The following is a 24,568-nucleotide window of genomic DNA, read 5'->3' as shown; positions in this document are numbered from 1 at the left end:
TTATTTAGCCACCGTTCATAAAGATAACCATAGTGATTATGGGGTACAATTTTATGACTTTCCGGGTTGTATTAGTGCAGGAGAAACCATCGAAGAAGCGAAAAAAATGGCAACTGAAGCCTTAAAAGGTCATATTTCCTTTATGTTGGCAGATGGGGACGAAATTCCCACCCCTAGCACCCTCGAAACCATTTTAACCGACGCGGATCATCAAGATGCGATCGCTTTTCTACTCATTGAGGTATCAGAAGCTATTTTAAACCATCAGGAATTGTGTGTAAAAAACTAGGTGCAGTCCCTAGCTTGGTTTGAGCGAATAAATATGTTGAAGAAAACCTCTCAATTCTCAGGAAAAGCGAAACCCAACAACCAACACCTAAATCTGTCTGAATCTTTTTGTTGGGTTTCCTTGGGTCAACCCAATCGACGATAATTGCTATGATTACTATAATCCATAGTCGTGGTCTTTTATATGCCAAATTAAAACAAACTAAAAAAGGAAAAATTGACCTACAACAAGCAGCTATAATATTCCGCCAACAGGATAATATGGCAACTGATGAAAAGGTGATGCAACTTTTACGCAAATTAGGGAGGTGACAAATGATAAAAACACCCATTGATTTATACCGTAGAGGTAATGCTACATCTCCCAGAATGGATCATGTTCGTCCTAACAAAGATATTGCTATCTATGAAAATAATGGGCAAATATGGGTAAAAGAAACCCTTGTTGATGGACAAACACCGGGGGGAATTTCGACCTTTTCCGTTCAGGGAATAGGAAACAACTGGTGGAAACTAGATCGGGGAATTTCTATTCCCAGTGAGCTAGAATTAATTAATGATCGAGGTAATCACTGGTTATGGAAACCCTTATTTCCTATGTCAATAGAAACCTATCAACAAGCCTTAAGGGTAATTGGTGAATTTTTTTATCGTGTAAGTTGAGGTAAACTATGAAAACTCTATCATTTAAAGACATCCAATTTATTATCGAAGCTCTCGAATCCCTTCTCAAAAATTATAGTGACCGTATTCAACAAATAGAAGCTCTCGAAAACTATGAAGATGAAATTTCGGACTTAAGTAATGATTCTTTATTTTTACAAGAATTAATTACTGACTTACAAAATCAACAAACACAAGAATTGGCTCTACTTGTGCCTGAATTTGATTTAAAAAAAATGCCTTTACAAACATTAATTAAACAAGGAAAAAACCTGTCAATTGAGGAAAAATTAATCTTATTGGAATCTCTAACTTCATCAATCCGCGAAGAATATAATCTAATGCGAACCTGAAATGAGAAATCAATGATTACTTATTTAGCCACCGTTCATAAAGTCAGTAGTCGTTGTCTTTTATATGCCAAATTAAAACAAACCGAAAAAGCAAAAATTGATCTATAACAAGCAGCTATATTATTCCACCAACAGAATAATATGGCAACTGATGAAAAGGTGATGCAATTTTTGCAGCAATTAGGGCAATAAGTGGGGGGGTGAGTTATCAGTATTTAGTTTTTTCTAGTCTAGTCTGTTAATTGTTCATTAAAAACCTTCGGGAGGGATGTTATTTTATGACCTTAAAACAACTCATACAAGACAAACGAGAGGATATCCTAAAAATTGCCACCAAACATGGTGCTTTTAATGTGCGTGTATTTGGTTCCGTTGCTAGAGGAGAGGAAACCGAAAATAGTGATATTGATTTTTTAATTGATTATGATTTAGCTAAAACGTCCCCTTGGTTTCCCGGTGGATTATTAGTTGATTTAGAGGCTCTCTTAGGGTGTAAAGTGGATGTAGTAACTGAAAAAAGCCTTCATCATCTAATTAAACAGCGAATCTTAAAGGAGGCAATTAAGTTATGAATGAAGATAAAGTTTATCTTGAATATATTTTAGACTGTATTGATAAAATTAAGGACTATTCTCAAGGAGGAAAACAGGAGTTTTTTGCTAATTCAATGATCAGCGATGCTATCATTAGACGCTTACAAACTTTGGCAGAATCAACTCAAAGGCTTTCGGAGGAATTAAAGGCAAATATTCCCAATGTTGACTGGCGTAATATTTCTGGTTTTAGGAATATTTTAGTACATGATTATTTAGGGGGAATTGACCTTAATACAGTTTGGGAGGTGGTAGAAAATTATTTGGATGATTTGAAAGAACAGATTTTAAGGCATCTAGAATCAGTTTCTTAGGTTGGGTTGAGCGAATAAATATGTTAAAGAAAACCTCTTAATTCTCAGGAAAAGCGCAACCCAACACCCAAAATCTAAATCTGTCTGAATCTTTTTTTTGGGTTTCCTTGGGTCTATTGTTGGGTTTCCTTACTTTGATAGCAAGGATTGCATGGCATCTTTCCTATTCTGATCTGACAACGCCAAAAAAATTGATCGCCCTATCCTGCATATTTCCAAAAAAGCAACCGATGAATTAGGTAGAAGCTCAAATCACCCTCACCGAGGAACTACCCATGAAATCCTTTGCCCTTCTCACCACCGTCAGTCTAATCGGCCTCTCCACCCTCGCCACTGTTCGCCCCGTCATCGCCCTAGAGAGCCGACAACCAGCCGAAACCCTGATCGCTCAAACGAACTACAAAGAAGCGATCGCCCACTTTAACCGGGGAATTAACTACATCCAACAGGAAAAATATGATCTCGCCGTCGCTCAATTCACCAGAGCGATCGAACTCGATCCAGACTATACCGAAGCTTACCTCGGTCGGGGCATGATTTACACGATTCGCGAACAATGGCGGCCGGCGTTTCAAGACCTGAACACCGCGATCCGACTAAACCCCCGCGCTGCCTACGCTTACCATTTCCGCGGATACGTCCATCTCGCATTTAACCAGAGACAAAATGCGATCGCCGATCTAACAACGGCCGCCGAATTATTTCGCCAGCAGGGAAACACAGAAATGTACAACAGCGCCATAGAAGCACTACGGCAGATAGGTGCGTAAGTTGCAAGGGAGAGCGATCGCTCTCCCCCTCTAAACTTTTGTGAAAAAAGCAACCTGAAGACTTAAAACTTAATCGCATAATTGGAAAAAAACCAACGATAACATCCTTGCAAGTATCCCTCGACTAAAGAGGAGCCAACCCGATGAAACCAATTACTTTCACCCTATCGGTGCTACTGGCCACCACTGGCCTACTCGTTCAACCAGGAAACTTCCTGATGGAAAACGTTCCACCCATCCTCGCGCAGGAGCAGACCGCTTCTAGAGTCTATCAGAAAGCCAGCCCCGCCGTCGTCACCGTCAAAAATGGCAGCGGCCACGGTAGCGGCTTTCTCGTCAGTCCCGACGGTATCATCATTACCAACGCCCACGTTGTTGCGGACGGACCGCGGGTGGTGACGGTGAAATTTTCCAACGGACAGCAGGCCTCGGCAGACGTGATCGGCTTCGCTAAAAATGGCGTGGATTTAGCCGTCCTGCGGATTTATAACCGCCAAAACCTGCCCTATCTTCCCCTCGCCCGTGCGAACTCCGCCAAAGTCGGCGAAAGCGTTTTCGCCATCGGCACACCCTTAAACGAGGACTATCAAAACACCCTCACCCAGGGCATTATCAGCCGTCTCGACCCCGAAAAAGGCATCGTACAACACAACGCTAATATCAACAAAGGCAATTCCGGCGGGCCGCTTTTGAATTCACGGGGGGAAGTGGTGGGGGTTAACGTCGCAGGCGATATCGGGAGTTACGTTTACGACGGTGCGGGAAACCCGATCGGCCTTACCCAGAGCGGCATTAATTTCGCCGTTTCCCTCGATCGCCTGCAAGCTTTCCTCACCGCAGTTAAAACAGGCGATGTCTCCACCGTCTCAACATTAGGACAGGACGATCGGATACAGTTACTCGCCCTCCCTCTTAACGGTCAGACCGTTCAAGGCAACTTGACCAAAGACCAAAACGAGCAATATTACGGGTTCGAGGGTCGTGCCGGACAGAAAATCGTTCTGGATATGAACAGCAACGAGATCGCTCCCTATCTTGTCCTCTATCGCGTTCTCCAATCTTCCGAGGGGACAAAATACCCACAGGTCGCCCGTAGTGACCAGCGTGTCGATCGCGCCCCCGGGGATTTTAACGCTCGACTTGTAACCGAATTACCCGCCGATGGAGTTTATATCCTAGTGGCTACCTCTCGCGAAGGGGGTGAATCGGGTCGCTACACCCTCAACGCCGCCGCTAACCCTTAAATAATCCCATTTTGACCCTAATCACGATTCTAATCCCTATTTTCTGAGGAACTATCCCTATGAACTCTAGATATATTTCCCACCGTCTCGCTTGCGTCGGCCTCCTCGCCACTGTCCTCCTCGGTGGTATCGCCCCCGGTTTCAGCCAATCGACCACCCCGAATGGCGTCACCTTCTTCTGTAAAGAGGTGTTCGATCGCGCATCGGGAGGAAAAATACCCGCTACCCTCGCTTGGATTCCCCAAAGGAGCGGCAATGTGCGGATTATCGGCTGGAAATCGGAATATTTCTCCAAACGTTCCCCGGTTCGTTGCGAGGAAGTCACGAAAAAATTCCAGGAAGCCTATAATCAAGGGCGTTTTAACTATCTCACCACCGGCCGGGCGAAGGGATACCCGATCATCTGCAGCGTTTCACGATCCGGCGATCCCTGCGATGGTAATAGCCAACTTTTTACCCTTAAACCCCACGACAATCCAGATTTAGTCTTGCAACAACTCATGGACATCCTAGAGGGGAAAACCTCGGATATGCTCCTCCAGAATTCCGGAGATAAAACCTATATCTCGATTAGGGAGTTTTTCGCCAAAGCTCCACTCGCCGATCGCGACGCACCCTGTGGTACGAGATCTGCTGGCCCGCAAAATAATTGCGTTCCCACCCGCTAGAATTTTCGCTGTTTTACCCCGAATTTCCCCATAATAACCATGTTGAAACCCTTTCCCCTACTCCTAAGCCTCCTACTTCTGCCCGTCGTACCGGTTAAAGCGCTATCCCCTTTCTCTGCTCCGGCGATCGTGGCGGAAGACAGCCCAAACGCGCAGATCGAGCGATCGATCCGTCAAGTCACCGTTAAGATTACTAGCGAGACAAATCGGGGATCGGGAATCATTATCGGGAAAAAAGGCAGTATATACCTCGTTTTGACCAACGCTCACGTTACCCGCGGCGCGACCACCCTACAGATCCAAACCCACGACGGCCAAACCCGCACAGCCTCGATCGCGCCGAATTCCCTTTTAAAAGATAAGGATCTGGCCCTCGTGGAGTTTAGCGATACCAGGGATTATCCGATCGCTAAAATTCGCGCCATTTCCCCGGATGCGGAACTAGATATCACTGTAACCGGTTATTCCGCAGAAACGGGGCAGTACACCACCGATAACGGGAAAATTGAACAAACAAGCGATCGACCCCTCCGGGAGGGCTACAGCGTCGGTTATAGTGGCGATATCGTGCAGGGAATGAGTGGCGGTGGTATCTTTTTCGAGGATGAGTTAATCGGCATTAACGGGCGATCGGCCCATCCGATTCTCTCTAACTACATCTACGAGGACGGTACAAAACCCACAGACGCGGAAATCCAACAGATGAGAGCGGTTAACTGGGGCATTTCCATCAATACCCTATTAACCTACATCCGGCCCGAAATCCTCACCGCGTACCAATTACCCTTACCGAAAAGCTCACCGGGCATCGAAAACCCCACCTATACTGGCTATATCGCCCAATTAGAAACAAAAGCGAAGGGTTTCACCGTCCGGATCGATAGTAGCAGTAAAGCCAATGGAAGTGGCGTAATTATCGCCCGCGAAGGAAAAACCTACACTGTCCTGACTGCGGATCATGTCCTCTGTGAGAAAATCTCCGAGGAGAAAACCTGTGCCGATTACACCTATACCCTCACCACCAGCGACGGCAAAACCCTTCCCCTCGACCGAAAAACCATTATTCGACAGGAAGGGGTCGATCTGGCCATTTTTACCTTCGAGAGTAACGAGAATTATCCGGTCGCAGAAATCGCCAACTATAGCCCCAATCGGGAGAGTCCCGTTTTTGTAGCGGGATTTCCCAAAATCGGCGATAAACGAGCGGGATGGCTCTTTAGCGGCGGTGCGGTGAAAAGTCAGGAGGAAGGACTTCTCGCCACGCGACAGAGTGATTTTACGATTACCCAAAGTGGGGCATCGATCAGGGTTAGTTCCCTGAGCGGCGGTTACGATATGGTCTATACCAGTATTACCTTCGGCGGTATGAGCGGCGGTCCAGTCTTAAACGCTGCAGGACAGGTGATCGGTATTCACGGGCGCTCCGAGGGGGTTAAGGGTAAAATTCAGCTAGGTTTTAGCTTAGGGATTCCCATTAATAGTTTTATCGGTTTACAGGAAAGATTTCGAGTTAAATTATCTTCTTTCGTTACCGCTCAACCCCAGTTAACAGCACAACAACAGCAGGAGATTGATCGCACTCTTGTCAGTGTAGAAGTACCGGAAACCAACGCCTCCGCAGACATCTGGATCGAGCGGGGAAATCAACTCTGGCGCTTGAAAAAAGACGAGCGGGCCCTGCAAGCCTTCGATCGGGCGATACAATTAAACAATCCCGAATATACCTATTTAGCTTGGTACGGTAAGGCAAGGGTTTACGGGCGCAAATACAAAGCTCGAGAAGCACTCGAAGCCCTCGATCAAGTCCTCGCTACTCTACCCGCTCGCGAGAAAGGTTCGGAATTTCATGGGGAAATTTTAAATTATCAGGGTGTATTTTATGAGCAGATGAATCAATCCGAAAAAGCGATCGATAGTTTTGAACAAGCGATCAAAATCTCTCCCCAGAATCCCAACTATTACAATAGTCTATCGTCGGCACTACAAAACGTAAAACGGTACGATCGAGCCTTAGCAGCGATTAACCGCGCCATAGAAATCGCTCCTCGCTCCAGTTGGTATAGCAATCGCGGGAATACATACAAGGACATAAAAAAATGGGATCTCGCTTTAGCCGATTATAATCAAGCTCTGACGTTGAATCCGAATAACTCTAGGGCTTATATAGCTCGCGCCGATGTGTACGAAGAGCGGAAAGAATGGGATTTAGCCCTGGCTGATTATAACCGAGCCATCGAGATCGATGCTAATTTCGCGGCAGCCTACATAAGCCGGGGAAGTTTTTACACGGATCGAAAACAATGGGATTTAGCTCTAGCGGATTTTAACAAAGCAATTACCATCGATCCTAATGATCCTAAATCTTATGGAATGAGAGGTATTTTTTATATTTTTCAAAGTGAAGAGGAGTTAGCGATCGCCGATCTCACAAAAGAGATCGAAATTAATCCTTATTCCGTTGTCGCCTATTCAATGCGCGGTTTCGCTTACGAAAAATGGCAAAAATGGGATTTAGCTCTGGCGGATTATCAGAAAGGAATCGAACTCGATCCGAATTCCGGCCTGGGTTACGAGACTCGCGGGCGATTCTATACGGAGCGGCAAGAATGGGACCTAGCCCTAGCGGATTTTAATAAAGCGCTCGAACTCGATCCGAATTCCGGCAACGGTTACCAGTTGCGGGGAAATCTTTACATTAACCAGAAAAAGTGGGATCTCGCTCTCGCCGATTTTAACAAGGCGATCGAACTCGGTTATTTTAGTAGTTATGTCAATCGAGGAAATGTTTATTTTCAACAACAAAAGTGGGAGCTCGCCCTCGCTGATTTTAACAAGGCGATCGAACTCTCGCCATACCCCGAATTCGCTTACGGAGCTAGAGCAATTCTATACTGGGATCGAAAAGAATGGGATCTGGCCCTCACCGATTTAAGCCAAGCGATCCGAATTAATCCTTATTTCGAGTTAGCCTATCGCTATCGGGGAGATATTTATCGCGATCAAAATCAATTCGATCTCGCCCTCGCCGATTATAACAAGGCGATCAAGCTTAATAGTAACGATGCAGAACTGTATTACAACCGTGGGGAAATTTACCGACAACAGCAAAAATCGGATATCGCCTTAGCTGATTACAGTCGGGCGATCGAACTCGATCCGAAATACTGGTCGGCTTATTTACAACGTTATATTATTTATGAGCAACAAAAGAAATGGGATTTAGCGATTGCAGATATCACGAAAGTTATCGAGATCAAGCAATTTCCCGGTGCCTACTTCGTCCGCGGATCCAAGTACCTAGAATGGCAAGAATGGGATTTAGCTCTAGCGGATTTTAATAAGGCGATCGAGCTTAAGCCGGACAATGCTTCATTTTACTCTACGCGAGGAATCCTTTACTATCAAACTCAAAAATGGGATTTAGCTCTAGCGGATTTTAATCGGGCGATCGCTCTCGATCCCAATCGCAAGGACTCTTATAGTTTCCGGGGAGACATTTACAAAAGAGAGAAACGCTATAGCGAGGCATTACAAGACTATCAAAAACTTCTTGAACTGGACGAAAAAAATCTAATTGCGATTACCAATATTGGCTTAATTCATTACGAACAAGGCGATCTAAACTTGGCTAGTAGCCAATTTCAAAAAAGTCTCGAAATTAACCCCCAATCTGCCGAAAATCAACTGGCTCTCGCTGTTACTCTCTACCGTCAAGGCGATACGGGGAAAGCGATCAAACTCGCGAAAAGTGCGCTTAAAATCGACCCTGAATTTGCTCAGGTTGAAACCCTGCAAAAAAATCTCTGGGGTGATAAAATCATCGCCGATGCTCGAAAACTGTTCTCGCAACTGTAGTAGTTTTCTAGCTTGGGTTGAGCGAATAAATATGTTAAAGAAAACCTCTCAATTCTTAAGGAAAAGCGAAACCCAACACCCAACACCTAAATCCGTCTGAATCTTTTTGTTGGGTTTCCTTGGGTCTATGGTTGGGTTGACGTAAGGAAACCCAACCTTGTATGATGATTAGCGGCTAATTGATCGGCAATAAGAGACTCCCCCGCTCTTTGAAGGCTTGAAATAGCCAAGTCTTGAAGTCTTTGTCAAAAATTAGCTTATTTTTTCGATAAATTACTGCATTTTTAACATCCATTCTACCGCCCGTTCATAGAGTTCTAAATTACCGGTTTTTATCAAGGCATTAGCGGCTTTTTGCAAATAGTTAAGGCTCACTACTCGACTACTAGGATTTTTATCATCGTAGGTGGCAAGCGCCAAATTATAATAAGCTTCGCCATAATTTGGCTGATGAGTAATTGCTAATTGATAATCGGTGATCGCTGCCCTTTTATCGCCCATTTTTTCCTTAACTAAACCTCGATTATAGTAAGCTTCAGCATAGTTAGACTGGAGAGCAATAGCCATATTTAAATCCTCCAAAGCTCCGGCATTATCTCCCAAATCAAAGCGAATCACTCCCCGGTTATTATAGGCGATCGGATTATTGGAATTCAAGCTAATTGCCTTATCTAAATCCTCTAAAGCACCTTCCTTATCCCCAGTTTGTCGTCGAATAATACCACGATTATTATAGGCGATCGGATTGGCCGATATTCTCGGTGTTACTTGTACATTATCGGGAATAGTAGCGGTATCCGTGCGTGCATTTCCCCGATTACTATACGCTGTCACATCGATAGGATTAATGCTCAAAGATTGCAGGTAATCTGCAATCGCTCCTTGGTCATCTCCCACGTCAGCGCTACTATTACCACGACTATAGAAAATTCTCGCATCACGGACTTTTTGTAGGAATACATTATAATCCTCGATCGCTCCCTGTTTGTCCCCTTTTTCAAAACGCGCATTGGCCCGTTTATGATACCCTTCTGGATCGTTAGGATAGGCAACTATATAAGTAGTATAATCTCTTTCGGCCGCAGCAAAATTTTTCAGAGCAAAATAAGCATCTCCCCGCGCTTGAGCATGACAAGAGACGTTATAATTAGGACGAAAATCCGTTTCTCTGGAGTCATAAAAATAATTTTTGTCGGCAGATTCTCGGATATTTTCGCTACAGACAGAGCGAGAAGTAAAACTAGGTGTATTGATACGATCATCTTGGGCTAAGGCAATATTATAATTATCTACTGCCTCCTGATAACGCCCCAATTTATACAGCACTAATCCCCGATGATAGTGAGCGGCTGCATCATGACGATTTCGTGCCACTGCCGCAGTAAAATCCTCTAAAGCTCCTGCGTATTCTTGATATTTATTGGCCCGCATTAACCCCCGATATACATAAGCTTTTGCGTCTTGGGGTTGCAGATAAATTGCTTGGTTATAATCTTGAATTGCCCCTTGATTATTGTTGAGTCTTAGGTGAGCATAACCCCGTTTAAGAAATGCTCTAGCATGGGGAAGTTTATCGTAGTTGGGATTAATACGAATGACAAGTGCTAAATCTTTGATGGCTCCATTATAATACTCGATCGCTGTTTGATACCCTTGGGGGGAATTAGAAGATAAGTTGGCTAATTCTACTTCCTCGTCAGCGATTTCAATTTGTACTCTAGCACGGTTTTGATAACTGCTAGGAGCATTCTTGGCTAAAAATAAGTTAGGTGAGCATTTTAAGACGATTTTGTAATCCTTAAAAGCTTCTCTTTTGCCGCCTATCTTTTCTAATGCTATGGCCCGATTATAATAGCCTTCAATTAGATCGGGTTGGTATGAAATAGCCAGGTCATAATCTTTGATGGCCGCCGCATAATTGCCTAAGTGAGAGTAAAGGTTTCCTCGATGATAATAGCCGCGATAATTTTCAGTTTCATAACCGATGAAACGCTGGTAATAATCTAAAGCCAAGGATTGATGACCGAGCAAAGAGGCAATAACTGCTAGGTTAAAGTAAACTTCGCTTTTATTGGGATTATATTTAAAGGCTTGCTGAAAATCTGATCGAGCAGCTTCTAATAATTTTAGCTGACGCTGCTCCTTGGCCATGGCTAAATTTAACACACCTCTTTGATAATAGGCTTGGGCTAGTAACTCTCGATCTTTGAATCCGGGAGCATTATAATTACTATACCAAATGTATTGACTGAAATCATCGATCGCACCTTTTTGATCGTTGATTTTTTCTCGCGCCATTCCCCGTTGAAGATAAAGTCTAATCGTACTAGGATCACTAGGATAGACTCGCAGAGTGGCCGAATAATTAGCAATTTCTCTTTTCAGAGCATTAGTATCAACTTCTTCCCTAGAAATGACAGGACATTGCAGGTTTTCTACTGCTTTAACCGAGCTAACTTCTAAACCAAATAATTCCCAAAACAACAGGGGAGACAATAAAAATATTTTTTTCAAAAGCTTGACATTTAAACTATTTTGTGCTAGAGGAGTGGCCATGGCTTGATCTGTTGGGGTTTTAGGGATTAAGGATTGTTGTGGCATGATGATTAAAAAAATTTGTAGTAAACTCAAATCTGAATTGCATCACTATCCGATCATATTTAATAAAATACCTCAAAGGGGGTTAGATAGTCAAGACACTTTCGGGGCTGATTGTTAATTGACTCCACAACTTTTGCGACTTCCTGCCGTTGGCTATCCTAGACTGGTTATGGCAAATTATTAGTTTTAATGAGCTTAAAAACTTAGATAGTATAGAATTGTACAAAGTAAAAATATTTTTTATTAAAATTGCTTTTTAAATTCTGATAAATTTTACTTGGCAAAGCTTGATGCGATTATTTTATATCAATATATCATCGCTCTAGAAGAGCCAGATTTTTGTGGCATGATCATAAAAAAATTGACAGTAAATATATGGCGTTTCTCACAAATATGAAGTATAATCTAACTTGATGTTGACGATCGAAGACCAGCGACTAAGATAACTGCTATATTTTCGGCAATTGTCAGTAATTACCATTAAAACCCCCTTTGATCTGGTTAGTTTTGAGACTCTTTGGTCTCAAACAGCCAAACTAACTCGATAAAATAAAAATTAACGGCAGTAAGGAGAGAAAAGTTATGGCTGAATCAAAAAACTGGGATTTTCAGAGATTTTGGCAAACTCTCGACTATTTTGATAGTATTCCCCTCTGGAGTTGTCTGCAAAAGCTGCTCGGTTTCGGGGAAGATAAAAAAATTCAGCTAACAAATGAGCAAGGCATGAAGACTATTTTAGTCATTGGTGGTGAAAATGCGATCGTTAGAAAGGTAATCGCTCAACTACAGCAGCAAAACTATCAAATTCGCGCTTTAGTCGATAATATTGATGATGCTCGTCAATTATTCGGCGAAAATGTCGATTTATTCGCTCTGCAAACCCCGCAATTATTCACGGGGATTGATGAGATTATCTACTGTCAAGGGGAGAATAACCGCCATAGTTTAGCTAATTTACTCGATTTACTGAAAAATACCGGAATAACCGCCGAAAAAACCCTCTTTGACTTTAGCAATCCCAGCAGTGATATAAAAGAAATCTGGGGTGCGGTGGATGATGTGGTAATGGGAGGAGTGAGCGAGAGTCAGATAACCCTAACTGGAGGACGCGCTCTCTTTTCTGGTATCGTTAGAACCGAAAATAACGGTGGTTTTGCCTCAGTTCGTACCAGAAACCTGAATCCTCCCCTAAATTTATCTAACTACGAGGGAATAGAATTACAGGTACAAGGGGACGGAAAACGCTATAAATTAATTCTGCGCTGTGAAGGACGTTGGGATGGCATCGGTTACTGTTATTCTTTTGATACACTTGATCGCACCCAGCAAACGATTTCTATTCCCTTTCGCGATTTAATCCCGGTGGTGCGCGCCAAAACGATGAGAGAGGCAGCACCCTTTGATAGCAGTAGCGTCTATGCTTTGCAGTTAATGCAGAGTAAATTCGAGTACGATGGGGCCTTAAATCCCCGTTTCTCTCCGGGGTTATTTGCTTTAGAAATTGTCACAATTAAAGCCTACGGTGGCAAAAACCGCTTAATTATCGTTAAAGAAGGAGAAATCGCCGAAAAAAGCCTTTTAGATGCCAGTGGTTATCCCTACGAAGCGATCGATTCTGCTCAGATTTTCGCTAAACTTAATTAATTTAAATAAGCTTGGCTCTCAAGTTAAACTACAGAACATAGGGTTAAGATCATGACTATCGGGAGCATAATTAAGGAGGTATGTTCATGAGTGAACAGAATCCCTACGAACAACTTGGGGTTACTGAAGAATCCTCTTTTGAAGAAATTCAAGAGGCCAAACAAAGACTGGTGCAACAGTATCAGAATGATAGCAAAATTGTCGAATTGATCGAGGCGGCCTACGATTCTGTCCTCATGGATCGACTGCGGATGCGACAGGAGGGTAGAATTAAAGTACCCGATCGCATTCGTTTTCCCGAACGTCTGACGATTCCGGTGGAAAGTAAACCAGTTACTAGCAGTAAATCTCCTAACTGGTGGAAAAGCTCAATCGATACACCTTCTGCACAGGATATCGGCGTACCAGCAGTGATTTACGCTTGTTTAGGAGCAATAACGCTGTTAGTTCCCGATCCCAGTGGCTCCCTCTTACCGCTGCTCTTAGCTTTTGGCGTTTTCGTTAATATCTATTTTTTCAACCGCAAAGAAAAACGTTTTGGCCGCGCCTTACTGTTCACTCTCGCTGGTTTAGTGCTAGGAGTCGCTCTGGGAGCGGGATTAGCCAGTTTAGCGGCCAAGGCTGATTTGAATATTTTTGGCGATCGCCAAATTTATGCGCTCGTCACTTTTCTGATCTTTTGGGTGATTAGTAGTTTTTTCCGTTAACCAATCGCTCGTAGGGATCCTAAGATCACGTCCACTGCCTCCCCAAGGTTATTGACGATATAATCAGGCTCGTAGCTCTCTAAACGGGAACGGCTGCGAATCCCCGATAATACGCCAATAACCTTAATATTTTGGCTCTTAGCGGCGGCAATATCCGCTTCCGTATCCCCCACCATCCAAGTATCGGCAGCCGCCGGCAGTTCCTTAGCGGCCTTAGCCATAAGCAGGGTTTTGTCGCGCACGTCGTTGGTTTTGGTGTAATTGTTATTTAGACAATAACGACGATTAGCGGCGAAAAAACGACCGATATCGTGGCGATTAAAGGCATGATCTAGCTCGGATACCCGCCGCATCGTCATCACGACTAAATCGATCTTTAACTCTTGGATTTTCTGGAGAGTTTCCAAAGAACCAACCACCAGGCGATCGTGGACAAGATAGGGTAAAGTATGAACAGTTTGACGACGAAGATGAGCAAATTTACGCGCCTGATCTTCATCTAATCCTGACATTTCCCCGATACGCTTCTCAGAAACCTGATCCCGTTTTAACTGCCAGAATTCCGCTTTCGATAATTCCCCGATAATTTGACCTTTATAGGCGGTTTTCTGTAAACAGTCTTGATAAACTTGGTAATATCGCTCCGATACGTCCATTATCGGGCCGTCAAAGTCGCTAATTAGTCTCAACATCGTTCTAATACTTCTCGCTTTATTAATTTTTATATACAAGTTACCCTAGAGTCTTGACAATGACAAGGGTTTTGTCGGGAAAAAGATTAGGGATGAGGGAAGTGGGGTGTGGAAAGTGGGGTGTGGGGTGTGGGGGGAAGTGGGGAAGTGGGGAGGTGGGGAAGTGGGGAAGTGGGGAAGTGGGGAGGTGGGGAAGTGGGGAAGTGGGGAAATTTCAACTAAAACCCTAAAACCCTAAAACCCCAACCCCTAAAACCCTAAAACTCTAAAACCCCAACCCCCAATCCCTCACTGATTACTGATTACTGATTACTGATTACTGATGCTTCCCCTTCCCTAGTCTGGACGGTTAGCTTAAAATAAATGTAAGGATATGTAAACTTTCGTAACTATCTCGCCAATTGGCTAACCAATGATCCCAACAACTTCTTTATTCGCACCCGTTGACGATGATCTCCGTCTTTTGACCGATAACTTAAAAAACCTCGTCGGCGCTCGTCATCCCATTTTAGCGGCGGCGGCAGAACATTTGTTCGAGGCTGGCGGTAAACGCGTTCGACCGGCGATCGTGTTGCTGGTATCTCGCGCTACCATGTTAGACCGGGATATCACTCCCCGTCATCGTCGGTTAGCGGAAATCACCGAGATGATCCACACTGCCAGTCTTGTCCATGATGATGTGGTAGATGAGGCAGAATTGCGGCGCGGTGTTCCCACCGTTAACAGTTTATTTGACAATCGCGTGGCGGTTTTAGCGGGGGATTTTCTTTTCGCTCAATCCTCTTGGTATCTAGCTAATTTAGATAATTTAGAAGTGGTAAAATTGCTCTCGGAAGTGATTCGCGATTTTGCTGAAGGGGAAATTCAACAGGGAATTAATCGCTTTGATACCAGTATCTCCTTAGAAGCTTATCTAGAAAAAAGTTACTACAAAACTGCTTCTTTAATTGCCAACAGTGCCAAAGCCGCTGGGGTATTAAGCGAGCAATCGGCCGAAGTTAATCATCATTTATATAATTATGGTCGTGATTTAGGATTAGCTTTTCAAATCGTCGATGATATTCTTGATTTTACCTCCCCCACGGAAGTCTTAGGAAAACCCTCTGGCTCCGATTTGATCAGTGGTAATATCACCGCTCCCGCTCTCTTTGCCATGGAGGAAAATCCCTATATAGAAGTGTTAATCGAACGGGAATTTAGTCAGGAAGGAGACCTAGAAAAAGCTCTTGATTTTATTCACTCTAGCCAAGGGATTCCTCGCTCAAAAGAGTTAGCCAATCAATACGGTCAAAGTGCCTTAAAACACCTTGACTGTTTAGCTTCTTCTCCCTCAAAAGATGTGTTAATCGAGCTAGTAGATTACGTTTTGAGCCGAATTTATTAGGGAATAATAGTTCTCGCCGTCGCAATAGTCCAAGCATCGACTAATAATAAAAATAGGGTGAGAGTAAAAAGAATTCCATACATCCAAGGCTGAGAAAGGGGGCGAATATCAGTCATATCCAAGTTAGTTTTTTCCTCGATTATTTTGACCATGCGATTAAATCCCACTACTCGCATCGGCAATAAATAGGCTTTTTCCGAGGAGCGATCAAGGAAATAATAAACTAAACCACCCTGTCCCGTACTGCGACATTTAAGTTCTTTTATATCTGTCCAATTTAACCACCAACCAGAGCGAAGAAAAGCGGGAAACCATTGGGGATAGGTAACTTGTATCCCTGTTTCTGATAAAATCACTCTTTCACTTAAAGCTCCGTATAAAGCGATTAATCCTAAGCTAATCCCTACCCAGAGAAGATGGGGATTAACGGGGGAATTAGTGACTTTTGCTAAAAAGGGTAAGGGGATAGTTAACGCTATGTATAAACTTAATAAAGTTACCCTAATTATTGGTGATATCCGAAAAGTTATTGTCTCGTTCATTTGATAACCTTAATCAGTAAACAGTAAACGGGTGCATCTCAATTTTGGACAAATATCTATCTATTACATTTTGGCCGCACGCGGTCATTGGTGTCAACTTAAGCAAGAAGCTCAATTATCAAGATTAGCTGATTATCCAAGAGAAAAAAAGTAAAAAATGGTAAAATAAAGCGGAGAGGTCAGAGGTGAGTCAGGGAAAACGCACTCTAAGCAACGACCGAAAAAAGAGAGGAATCCGGACTTACGCTCTCAATGTCAGTCCCCCGCCTTGGCAATTCCTCAAATGGTAGAAGAATTAACTCAATACTTAATACCCACTTTATTTGCTTCCTTAAAATATCTCCAGGGAAATCATGAGAAATTAATGAGAAATAGGCTTTTAAATCTACCAGTAATGGTCGCTTTAGTATTAAAACAATTCCGAATTTGGGTCAAGCAAACCCTTAATCCCTGACTTTAAATTGACAACGAAGTCAGGGAACTTTTGCAGATGATAATTTAGGAGTTACAGTTTTCAGTTTAAGGCTGCACCTATTCCTAATACTTCTAAACTCAGTAACCCTAAAACCGTTTCTAGGTTGTGCTTGTTAAAGGTATCTTTCTTATACTACACTTGTAACACCAATCCGTTTAGTATTGGGGAGAAAAAAATTACCCAGACAGGGAAGACCACTTCCCTGGTGTTGCGGGGGGAGATGGCCAGAAAGATTCGAGAATTTATACTAAAATCTAAGATAAGTAGTCGTGCAAAATTAATTTCCCAGTCGAGACAGGAGACAGGAGACGGGATCAGATTTGAGTTTTTAGTTCACTGTTTACTGATCACAGCAAAAAGCTGACGGAGTAACTGCTGACGGTTTGGATGTGTAATTAATTTTGCTTAGGTACTTAGCCGGTATAATATCGTCTCAGGGATCAAAACGGAAGCTTAGAATAGAGAAAATATGTGGACTTTTATTGATTTATTTGCCGGTATAGGAGGATTTAGAATCGCCCTAGAGAATCTCGGTTGTCAATGCGTTTTTTCTTCGGAAATCGATCCTCACTCCCAAAAGGTTTACTTAGCTAACTATGGTCATTTACCCGATAATCAAGACATCAGAAAATTAGAGGTAAAAACTGTCCCCGATCATGATATACTGTGCGGCGGGTTTCCCTGTCAAGCGTTTAGTATCGCTGGCAGAAAACACGGTTTTGAAGATGCACGCGGAACCTTATTTTTTGAAGTTGCCCGGATCCTACACGAAAAGAAACCGAAAGCTTTTATCTTAGAAAATGTCCAGGGTTTAGTTCACCACGATCGAGGGAAAACTTTAAAAACTATTTTAGATATACTAGAAAAGGATCTGCATTATTTTGTCCCTAGTCCCCAGATTTTAAATGCCAGATATTTTGGGGTTCCTCAAAACCGTCCCCGAATTTTTATCGTCGGTTTTCGAGAAGATTTAAATATTTACCATTTTTCCTATCCTCAACCAACCCATCAAGAAACTTGTCTCAAAGATATCCTAGAAGAAAAGGAAGTCAGCGTTAAATATTATCTCTCTAATCAGTATTTAGAAACTTTGTTTAAACACAGGGCCAGACACCAAAATAAAGGTAATGGGTTCGGTTATGAGATTATTTCTCCCGATGGTATCGCTAATGCTATTGTGGTGGGAGGTATGGGAAAAGAAAGAAATTTAGTTATCGATCAAAGACTGACTAATTTTACTCCGGTTACTCGCATTAAGGGAGAGGTAAATAAATTATTCGTCCGCAGAATGACCCCTAGAGAATGGGCAAGATTACAGGGATTTCCCGATAGTTTTCAGATTGTTGTTAGCGATGTCCAAGCTTATAAACAGTTCGGCAATTCTGTGGCCATTCCCGTGGTAAAAGCGGTGGCAAAAGAGGTGATTAAAGCTTTAGATTTATCCAGAGATTCTCAAGAAAATATTAGGGTTAAGGATTTACAGGGGAGACAATTAGAGTTATTGTCAATCTGAGGAACAATAACAATTTTTTCTAGGGGTTTGGCTATATCAAGAATAGTTATTATTCGCTCAATATGATCGCTGTTTATGCTCGACTCTAACTGGATTAACAGTGGATTTGTTGCCTAATTAATTTTCGAGAGTTCAAAAATGGGAAAAATAGAACGTAGGTTGGGTTGAAGCATGAAACCTAACACCCGCTCATGTTACGCTACCCCTAACCCATCCTACAAATAATTGTGCCTCCCTACTTACTCATTAAATATCCGTTCCTTAACAAGAGCTTGATTTTTTTCCTAACAATGAGAGATTACCTAACGCATTCTACCTAAAATTTTCTTGATAAATAGGCTATAAGCAATGTTTTTTCTAGCACCAAAATAGGATTCTGACTAGACGCGGTTTTTCCTTAGAGGTAACAATAAAAGAGCAGCAGAGGTGATGGTTTCGCCAGTTTTGCTGGTTAAAGGTATCTTTCTTATACTACACTTGTAACACCAATAGGTTTAGTATTCGGGAGAAAAAATTATGCGGACAATCACACGCACCACCACTACCGATATGGAAGTCACCAGCATTCGTCTGGAAAGAGTCCTTAAGGACAAGCTGAAAGAGATTTCCGGCAATCAAGGTTATCAAGCACTCATTCGCGATGTCCTATGGAATTTCGTTCAGCAGAAATCAGGAGATTATCGACCTCAGTTTTGTGCCACCGATATAAGGGCAGTATTTAACGCTACAGCTAGAAAAAATGAGATTTGCGCTCTCACAGGCAAGTTAATCCCCGCTAATGAAACAATATTGTTAGGTTTGACCATCCATGGCGATTTAGTTCCGTTGAGTATGGATAGTTATCCCAATTAAATTAAAATAAGTTTGACTAGGGTGGGGCAGAATCTAGTATAGTTAGTCCTCACCCAAGGGAGATGGGAAGTGGGAATTATAAATTATGAATTATGAATTGAGAGGTGGGAATTATAAATTATAAATTATGAATTATGAATTGAGAGGTGGGAATTATAAATTATGAATTATGAATTGAGAGGTGGAAATTATAAATTATAAATTATGAATTATGAATTGAGAGGTGGGGAGTTTTTTGCTGTGAACACTGAACTGATAACTGATAACTGATAACTGATAACTGATGACTGAAGCGATTTTACGAGTGGTTTTAATTAATCCGCAAATTCCGCCAAATACGGGGAATATTGCCCGTACTTGCGCCGCAACGAGGACAGAATTGCATTTAGTTGGTCCCTTGGGTTTTGAAATTAGCGATCGCTATCTGAAGCGGGCCGGCTTAGATTATTGGCCCTATGTAAAACTTATGTACCACTTGACAATAGATGACTTTTGTGCATATCAACAAAAGAGCGGCGGAAGGGCGATCGGGTTTAGCGTGCGCGGCAGCAGTAGTTATGTGGAATACAGCTATCAAAGCGGAGATTGGCTACTTTTTGGCAGTGAAACCGACGGTATTCCGGCAGATTTATTAAATCAATGTGATGATACAGTTTATATTCCCATGGCGGAACCGGGGGTGAGAAGTTTAAATCTTTCCGTTAGTGTGGCGATCGGATTATTCGAGGCCAGACGACAATTGGGATTTATTCGTTAGCGGGACATTTTGCTATATAAACAGAGCCAATAGACTGAATTGACCCAAAAATTAGAAAATTGCTTTTATTTAGCTGATTTTTGCCCGGAGCAGCAAAATAGTGATCGCCGTCAATTTTGTCCGTAATAACAGCAAGAAATTATGTGGATTATCCTAGCGCAAATTAATTTTTGCTCCTTTCTAATCCCATAATTTATTGAAAATAAAAAGGCAAGATTAGTCTCATGAATATCTTCGACCTTTCTCCTAATACTTTTCGCAAGTTACAGCTTTTTAATCGGCAAAAATCCACCTCTGGCTTAACTCAAGTCGAGATGTTAGTTACCCTAATTTTATTAGCAATTCTCTTAACCATTGCCCTTTCTGTTTATCATCGTTTAATGGCTTGGATTCGCTTAAATCTCGCCACCTTTGAAATATCACAACAGTGGAAAAATACCCGTTATCAAGCCACAGGAGGAGGTTCTCACCCCCTATCTTTGTGTATGACAGCAAGTGAACCCGAACAGATTAAAGTCGCCAAAGTACAAGGAGGCCGCTGTGAAAATGTCACCGATTGGATCCCGATCACTCGCGGCGTTAGCATCGATACTAATAATTCTACCCTACGCCGAGTTAGTGGACCGGCGGGTAATAAAGGCAAAATTTATCGCGCTAGTTGGGCCGATACAAAGGGGGGTTTAGGGGGTTCTTGGGGACAGTTAGGCAGAATTACTTTAGTTGCTTCTGGTACACCCGACAAACGCTGTTTATTTTTATTTCGTGTTGATGGTAGTTGGGATATTCGCCAAGATAATAGATGTGTGCGTTAAAGGGGAAAAAGTTATCGATATGATATCGAGAGAGCCACGCTCAAAAATCTAGAATCCTGACTGATAGCCCTGACGGAGGGAAACTTAGCAGGTTTTCAGTCCGTCTGGGAGTACACTAGAAAATACTCACTTATTCGATCGAGCCGTTCATGATTATTTCCGTCGTAGCACTGAAGGGAGGGGTCGGGAAAACCACCACATCGATTCATCTGGCCGCCTATTTTCAAGAAAAAGCGCCCACCCTATTGATTGATGCGGATAAAAATCGTTCGGCTCTCCACTGGTCCCGGGAAGATACCCTTCCTTTTATGGTAGCGTCCCAAGCTGGAGCGACGGGACTGGTGAAACAATACACTCATATTATCGTCGATACCCAGGCCCGACCAGAGCCAGACGAGTTAAAAGATTTGGCCCAGGGCAGCGATTTATTAATTTTACCCACCACTCCCAATCATCTCGATATCGATGTCACCATTAAAGCGGTAGAATTGCTGTCCACGATGACCGATAATTATCGAGTTCTTTTAACCCAAGTGGATTCACGGACAAAAACAGGACGGGAAGCGCGGAAAGCTCTAGAAGAAGCAAAATTACCGCTATTTAAGCGAGAAATTCCCCGTTTAGTGGCTTTTGAACGAGCGGCCGAAAAGGGAGTCATCGTCAAAGATTATCCCGACCCCCGGTCGAATTTCGGTTGGCTTTGTTACCAAGCGGTCGGTAAAGAAATTTTTGCCCTCATGACATAAATTGTTAAAAAAGTTAACATTAATATTTGTGTCATTTTTCCCCGAAAAGATACTTAATCTGCATGGGGACTTTTTGTAATCTTCCGTTAAGCGTTCACTCCTAAATCCGTAAAGTCTGAGACAATCAAAAAAGTCTGACTGTAGGAGAACCCTCTATGAAATTGGCCTATTGGATGTATGCGGGTCCCGCTCATATTGGCACTTTAAGGATCGCCAGTTCCTTTAAAAATGTTCATGCTATCATGCACGCTCCTCTGGGAGACGATTATTTTAACGTCATGCGCTCGATGCTGGAAAGGGAGCGTAATTTTACCCCCGTCACTGCTAGTATTGTCGATCGTAATGTTTTAGCCCGGGGTTCCCAAGAAAAAGTCGTCGATAATATTGTTCGCAAAGATCGCGAAGAAAGTCCCGATTTAATCGTTTTAACCCCCACCTGTACCTCCAGCATTCTCCAAGAGGACTTACAAAACTTTGTCGAAAGAGCGCGACAGGATGCCGAGGGGGATGTGCTGCTGGCCGATGTTAACCACTATCGCTATAATGAACTACAAGCGGCCGATAAAACCCTCTATCAAATTATCAAATATTACCTCGATAAAGCCCAGAGAAGAGGGGAAATTATCTCGGAGAAAACCCCCAAACCTTCGGTTAATATTATCGGTATTACCACCCTCGGTTTCCATAACCAACATGATCGCACGGAATTAAAGCGGTTAATGGCAGATTTGGACATTGAAGTTAACGAAATTATTCCCGAAGCTGCCTCGGTGGAAAACTTAAAGAATCTGCCCCGCGCTTGGTTTAATCTGGTTCCCTATCGAGAAGTGGGATTAATGACAGCCAAATATCTCGAAAGTGAATTCGCCATGCCCTACGTTGATATTACCCCCATGGGAGTGGTGGAAACAGCCCGCTGTATTCGCCAAATTCAAGAGGTAATTAATAACCAAGGTGCGGCAGTAGATTACGAAGATTTTATCAATGAACAAACTCTGCATATCTCCCAAGCTGCTTGGTTTTCTCGTTCCATTGACTGTCAGAATTTAACGGGGAAAAAAGCGGTGGTTTTTGGTGATAATACCCACGCAGCCGCTATGACAAAAATTCTCGCCAGGGAGATGGGAATTCATGTGGTTTTAGCGGGTACTTATTGTAAGTATGACGCGGATTGGTTCCGGGAACAAGTGAGTGAATATTGCGATGAAGTGTTAATTAGCGATGATAATGGCGCGATAGGAGATGCTATTGCTCGATTAGAACCAGCGGCGATATTTGGTACTCAAATGGAACGTCATGTTGGCAAACGTTTAGATATTCCCTGTGGAGTAATTGCCGCACCTATTCATATCCAAAATTTCCCCCTCGGTTATAAACCTTTCTTGGGTTACGAAGGCACTAATCAGATCGCCGATTTGGTCTATAATTCCTTTACTTTGGGTATGGAAGATCACCTATTAGAGATATTCGGTGGTCATGATACCAAAGAGGTAATTACTAAGGGTATTTCGGCAGATTCTGACCTAAATTGGAATAAGGAAGCTACGACAGAATTACAGAAAATACCCGGTTTTGTGCGCGGAAAAGTCAAACGAAATACCGAAAAATTCGCCCGGGAGCGAGGGATTGGTGAAATAACTTTAGAGGTAATGTATGCCGCTAAAGAATCTGTAGGAGCTTAATTATTTTTGGGGCTGAAAGTTAACAGCATTCAGCCCTATTTTTTTAGTTATTTGCTTAATCCCTTAAGTATTCTTTCCTCTACTTCTTTTCCCTGAATTAACACTCCAAATCCTCCTAAACCAGTGGGATTTATTAATTGATGTAAGGCATCTCGGCGCTGAAATATAGTTAATATATCGATTTTTCCTTGGCAAAGTTGATTTAATCTATCCCCTAATCCTAAAGCCATTAAAAATAATCCTTGCTGAGTAAAACCGAGATTTTTTAAGCCTAATTTCTCCCCTTGACGTTGTAAAGCAGTAAAATCCACATGAGTGGTAATATCTTGTTCTCCCACCCACAAATAAGGATGATCATGACGCTGATGTTGTCGATAACATTGTAGGGTTCCTTGACTTCTTTGGGGATGATAATATTTTTCGGCAGTGTAACCGTAATCTATGGTTAAGATATAACCTCGATCGAGTTTCCGATTAACCGTTTCTAACCAGTCCAAAGCTAATAAGTTTACCTCGGTTTGATAACCCTCCGGATAAAGTGGGGAGGGAATATTTATCCCCACTAAATCAAAATAATCTTTGATTCTATCGGTGGATAAATCTGCGATAATCTCCTGAAAAGGTTCCCCCAATCCTAGATAAATTTCTCGCAATTCTCCTGACTCAATCACAACTCGATGGACAGGAAAAGCATCGATTAACTCATTACTAAACACACAACCCACAAGGGAATTATCGTCTAAATTCGGCCAACTTTGCCAAGATACCGGGGAATATCCCGCTAAAGTTGCCTGTTGTCTTTGCCTGAGTTTCTGAGATTGTTCGATAATTATGTAACTGAGATTTTGATAAAAATCAGCATAGCTATGACTTAAATAATCAAGGATATCCTTGGCTAAAATTCCCGAACCTGCTCCCACTTCCACTAAAGTAAATCCTCGCGAATTGCCCAAAAATTCCGCCATCTCGACAAATTGCTCTGCCAACAATTCACCAAAATCTGCCCCTAGGGACGAGGAAGTAAAAAAATCTCCTTTTGAGCCAATTTCTACTTTTCCAGAAGTGTAATAGCCATAATCGGGGTGATAGAGAGCTAAATCCATCCAGCGCTCGAAGCTAATTCGACCCGCCGCTGATTGTTTAATTTCCTCTAGGATGATTGCTTCTAAATTCATCTTGATCAGGGAATTATGAATTAGGAATTATGAAATGGGAAGTGGGAATTAGGAAGTGGGAATTAGGAAGGGTGCATCTAACATTTGCAAAAATACCGACAATCGGCAATTATCAGTGACTCTTAAATTATTACAGACGTATCAGCAGCTGCGTGTAAGCATCCCACCGAAAAACTAATGCGCGGGGGGTTTGGGGGCGGCGCCACGCCCCCAACGGGGGGTTTGGGGGGTAGAACCC

At 42.7% G+C, this 24,568-nt stretch carries 23 protein-coding genes; 19 read left to right on the top strand and 4 right to left on the bottom strand.

Annotated features, from left to right (window positions below; genetic code table 11):
- The 10 genes from ACE1AQ_RS12175 to ACE1AQ_RS12130 all read left to right on the top strand — a co-directional run.
- On the top strand, positions 1-289 hold a 289-nt coding region (locus tag ACE1AQ_RS12175; protein ID WP_374808495.1), incomplete at its 5' end, for a type II toxin-antitoxin system HicB family antitoxin.
- Positions 290-438: 149 nt separating this feature from the next.
- Positions 439-600 carry a hypothetical protein gene (locus ACE1AQ_RS12170; protein WP_008198942.1) on the top strand — a complete coding sequence of 54 codons (162 nt, stop codon included), beginning with the start codon at positions 439-441 and terminating at the stop codon, positions 598-600.
- Between the two features lie 3 nt (positions 601-603).
- The gene (locus tag ACE1AQ_RS12165; protein ID WP_110545062.1) at positions 604-951 is read left to right on the top strand and encodes a hypothetical protein; all 348 of its coding nucleotides are present in this window, start codon (positions 604-606) and stop codon (positions 949-951) included.
- Positions 952-959: 8 nt separating this feature from the next.
- Positions 960-1,304 (top strand): hypothetical protein, encoded by a 345-nt coding sequence (locus ACE1AQ_RS12160; protein WP_002798281.1) that lies wholly within the window; start codon positions 960-962, stop codon positions 1,302-1,304.
- A gap of 278 nt (positions 1,305-1,582) precedes the next feature.
- Positions 1,583-1,876, top strand: coding sequence for a nucleotidyltransferase family protein (locus ACE1AQ_RS12155; protein WP_002763046.1), 294 nt, complete (start codon positions 1,583-1,585; stop codon positions 1,874-1,876).
- Positions 1,873-2,211 (top strand): DUF86 domain-containing protein, encoded by a 339-nt coding sequence (locus ACE1AQ_RS12150; RefSeq protein ID WP_110545064.1) that lies wholly within the window; start codon positions 1,873-1,875, stop codon positions 2,209-2,211. Before ACE1AQ_RS12155 ends, ACE1AQ_RS12150 begins: the two co-directional genes overlap by 4 nt.
- A 275-nt stretch (positions 2,212-2,486) precedes the next feature.
- Positions 2,487-2,981 (top strand): tetratricopeptide repeat protein, encoded by a 495-nt coding sequence (locus ACE1AQ_RS12145; RefSeq protein WP_008198933.1) that lies wholly within the window; start codon positions 2,487-2,489, stop codon positions 2,979-2,981.
- A gap of 143 nt (positions 2,982-3,124) precedes the next feature.
- Positions 3,125-4,225, top strand: coding sequence for a S1C family serine protease (locus ACE1AQ_RS12140; RefSeq protein ID WP_110545066.1), 1,101 nt, complete (start codon positions 3,125-3,127; stop codon positions 4,223-4,225).
- Positions 4,226-4,284: 59 nt separating this feature from the next.
- Complete coding sequence (locus ACE1AQ_RS12135; RefSeq protein WP_008198930.1) at positions 4,285-4,893, top strand: COP23 domain-containing protein; 609 nt, start codon at positions 4,285-4,287, stop codon at positions 4,891-4,893.
- 39 nt (positions 4,894-4,932) lie between these two features.
- A complete protein-coding gene (locus tag ACE1AQ_RS12130) occupies positions 4,933-8,748 on the top strand; it encodes a serine protease (protein WP_008198928.1) in 3,816 nt (1,271 codons plus the stop codon).
- 273 nt (positions 8,749-9,021) lie between these two features.
- Here ACE1AQ_RS12130 and ACE1AQ_RS12125 read toward each other — a convergent pair whose 3' ends face one another.
- Positions 9,022-11,349: a tetratricopeptide repeat protein gene (locus tag ACE1AQ_RS12125; protein WP_374808490.1), complete on the bottom strand. Its 2,328-nt coding sequence runs from the start codon at positions 11,347-11,349 to the stop codon at positions 9,022-9,024.
- 582 nt (positions 11,350-11,931) lie between these two features.
- Between ACE1AQ_RS12125 and ACE1AQ_RS12120 the strand changes: the two genes are divergently transcribed.
- Both ACE1AQ_RS12120 and ACE1AQ_RS12115 read left to right on the top strand, forming a co-directional pair.
- Positions 11,932-12,993, top strand: coding sequence for a CIA30 family protein (locus tag ACE1AQ_RS12120; RefSeq protein WP_008198923.1), 1,062 nt, complete (start codon positions 11,932-11,934; stop codon positions 12,991-12,993).
- 86 nt (positions 12,994-13,079) lie between these two features.
- Entirely contained in the window at positions 13,080-13,700 is a 621-nt protein-coding gene (locus ACE1AQ_RS12115) for a CPP1-like family protein (protein ID WP_008198920.1), read from the top strand.
- Here ACE1AQ_RS12115 and ACE1AQ_RS12110 read toward each other — a convergent pair.
- Positions 13,697-14,392, bottom strand: a complete 696-nt coding sequence (locus ACE1AQ_RS12110; protein WP_110545070.1) for an HAD family hydrolase — start codon at positions 14,390-14,392, stop codon at positions 13,697-13,699. The genes ACE1AQ_RS12115 and ACE1AQ_RS12110 overlap by 4 nt on opposite strands.
- Positions 14,393-14,804: 412 nt before the next feature.
- Here ACE1AQ_RS12110 and sds point away from each other — a divergent pair, with 412 nt between their 5' ends.
- Positions 14,805-15,776 carry a solanesyl diphosphate synthase gene (sds, locus tag ACE1AQ_RS12105; RefSeq protein ID WP_008198915.1) on the top strand — a complete coding sequence of 324 codons (972 nt, stop codon included), beginning with the start codon at positions 14,805-14,807 and terminating at the stop codon, positions 15,774-15,776.
- Here sds and ACE1AQ_RS12100 read toward each other — a convergent pair.
- Complete coding sequence (locus ACE1AQ_RS12100) at positions 15,773-16,318, bottom strand: hypothetical protein (protein WP_008198914.1); 546 nt, start codon at positions 16,316-16,318, stop codon at positions 15,773-15,775. The two genes, sds and ACE1AQ_RS12100, sit on opposite strands and share 4 nt — an antisense overlap.
- A 944-nt stretch (positions 16,319-17,262) precedes the next feature.
- On the opposite strand from ACE1AQ_RS12100, the gene ACE1AQ_RS12095 reads away from it, so the two are divergent.
- The 6 genes from ACE1AQ_RS12095 (at position 17,263) to bchB (ending at position 23,155) form a co-directional block, all read left to right on the top strand.
- A complete protein-coding gene (locus tag ACE1AQ_RS12095; protein ID WP_008198908.1) occupies positions 17,263-18,306 on the top strand; it encodes a DNA cytosine methyltransferase in 1,044 nt (347 codons plus the stop codon).
- Positions 18,307-18,822: 516 nt separating this feature from the next.
- Entirely contained in the window at positions 18,823-19,158 is a 336-nt protein-coding gene (locus ACE1AQ_RS12090; protein ID WP_106909675.1) for a hypothetical protein, read from the top strand.
- A gap of 283 nt (positions 19,159-19,441) precedes the next feature.
- Positions 19,442-19,915 carry a tRNA (cytidine(34)-2'-O)-methyltransferase gene (locus ACE1AQ_RS12085; protein WP_008198903.1) on the top strand — a complete coding sequence of 158 codons (474 nt, stop codon included), beginning with the start codon at positions 19,442-19,444 and terminating at the stop codon, positions 19,913-19,915.
- A 224-nt stretch (positions 19,916-20,139) separates the two neighbouring features.
- Positions 20,140-20,727, top strand: coding sequence for a hypothetical protein (locus ACE1AQ_RS12080; RefSeq protein WP_008198902.1), 588 nt, complete (start codon positions 20,140-20,142; stop codon positions 20,725-20,727).
- A 149-nt stretch (positions 20,728-20,876) separates the two neighbouring features.
- Positions 20,877-21,473: a ParA family protein gene (locus ACE1AQ_RS12075; protein ID WP_002761980.1), complete on the top strand. Its 597-nt coding sequence runs from the start codon at positions 20,877-20,879 to the stop codon at positions 21,471-21,473.
- A gap of 155 nt (positions 21,474-21,628) precedes the next feature.
- Positions 21,629-23,155, top strand: coding sequence for a ferredoxin:protochlorophyllide reductase (ATP-dependent) subunit B (gene bchB, locus ACE1AQ_RS12070; RefSeq protein WP_008198899.1), 1,527 nt, complete (start codon positions 21,629-21,631; stop codon positions 23,153-23,155).
- A gap of 47 nt (positions 23,156-23,202) precedes the next feature.
- Here the strand turns inward: bchB and ACE1AQ_RS12065 are convergent, their stop codons facing one another.
- Positions 23,203-24,330 carry a class I SAM-dependent methyltransferase gene (locus ACE1AQ_RS12065; protein WP_008198896.1) on the bottom strand — a complete coding sequence of 376 codons (1,128 nt, stop codon included), beginning with the start codon at positions 24,328-24,330 and terminating at the stop codon, positions 23,203-23,205.
- Between the last annotated feature and the right edge of the window lie 238 nt (positions 24,331-24,568).

The organism is Microcystis sp. BLCC-F209 (assembly GCF_041928595.1).
Classification (GTDB): Bacteria; Cyanobacteriota; Cyanobacteriia; order Cyanobacteriales; family Microcystaceae; genus Microcystis.
The sequence above is the reverse complement of the archived record's forward strand: the minus strand, read 5'-3'. Positions and strand labels throughout refer to the sequence as shown.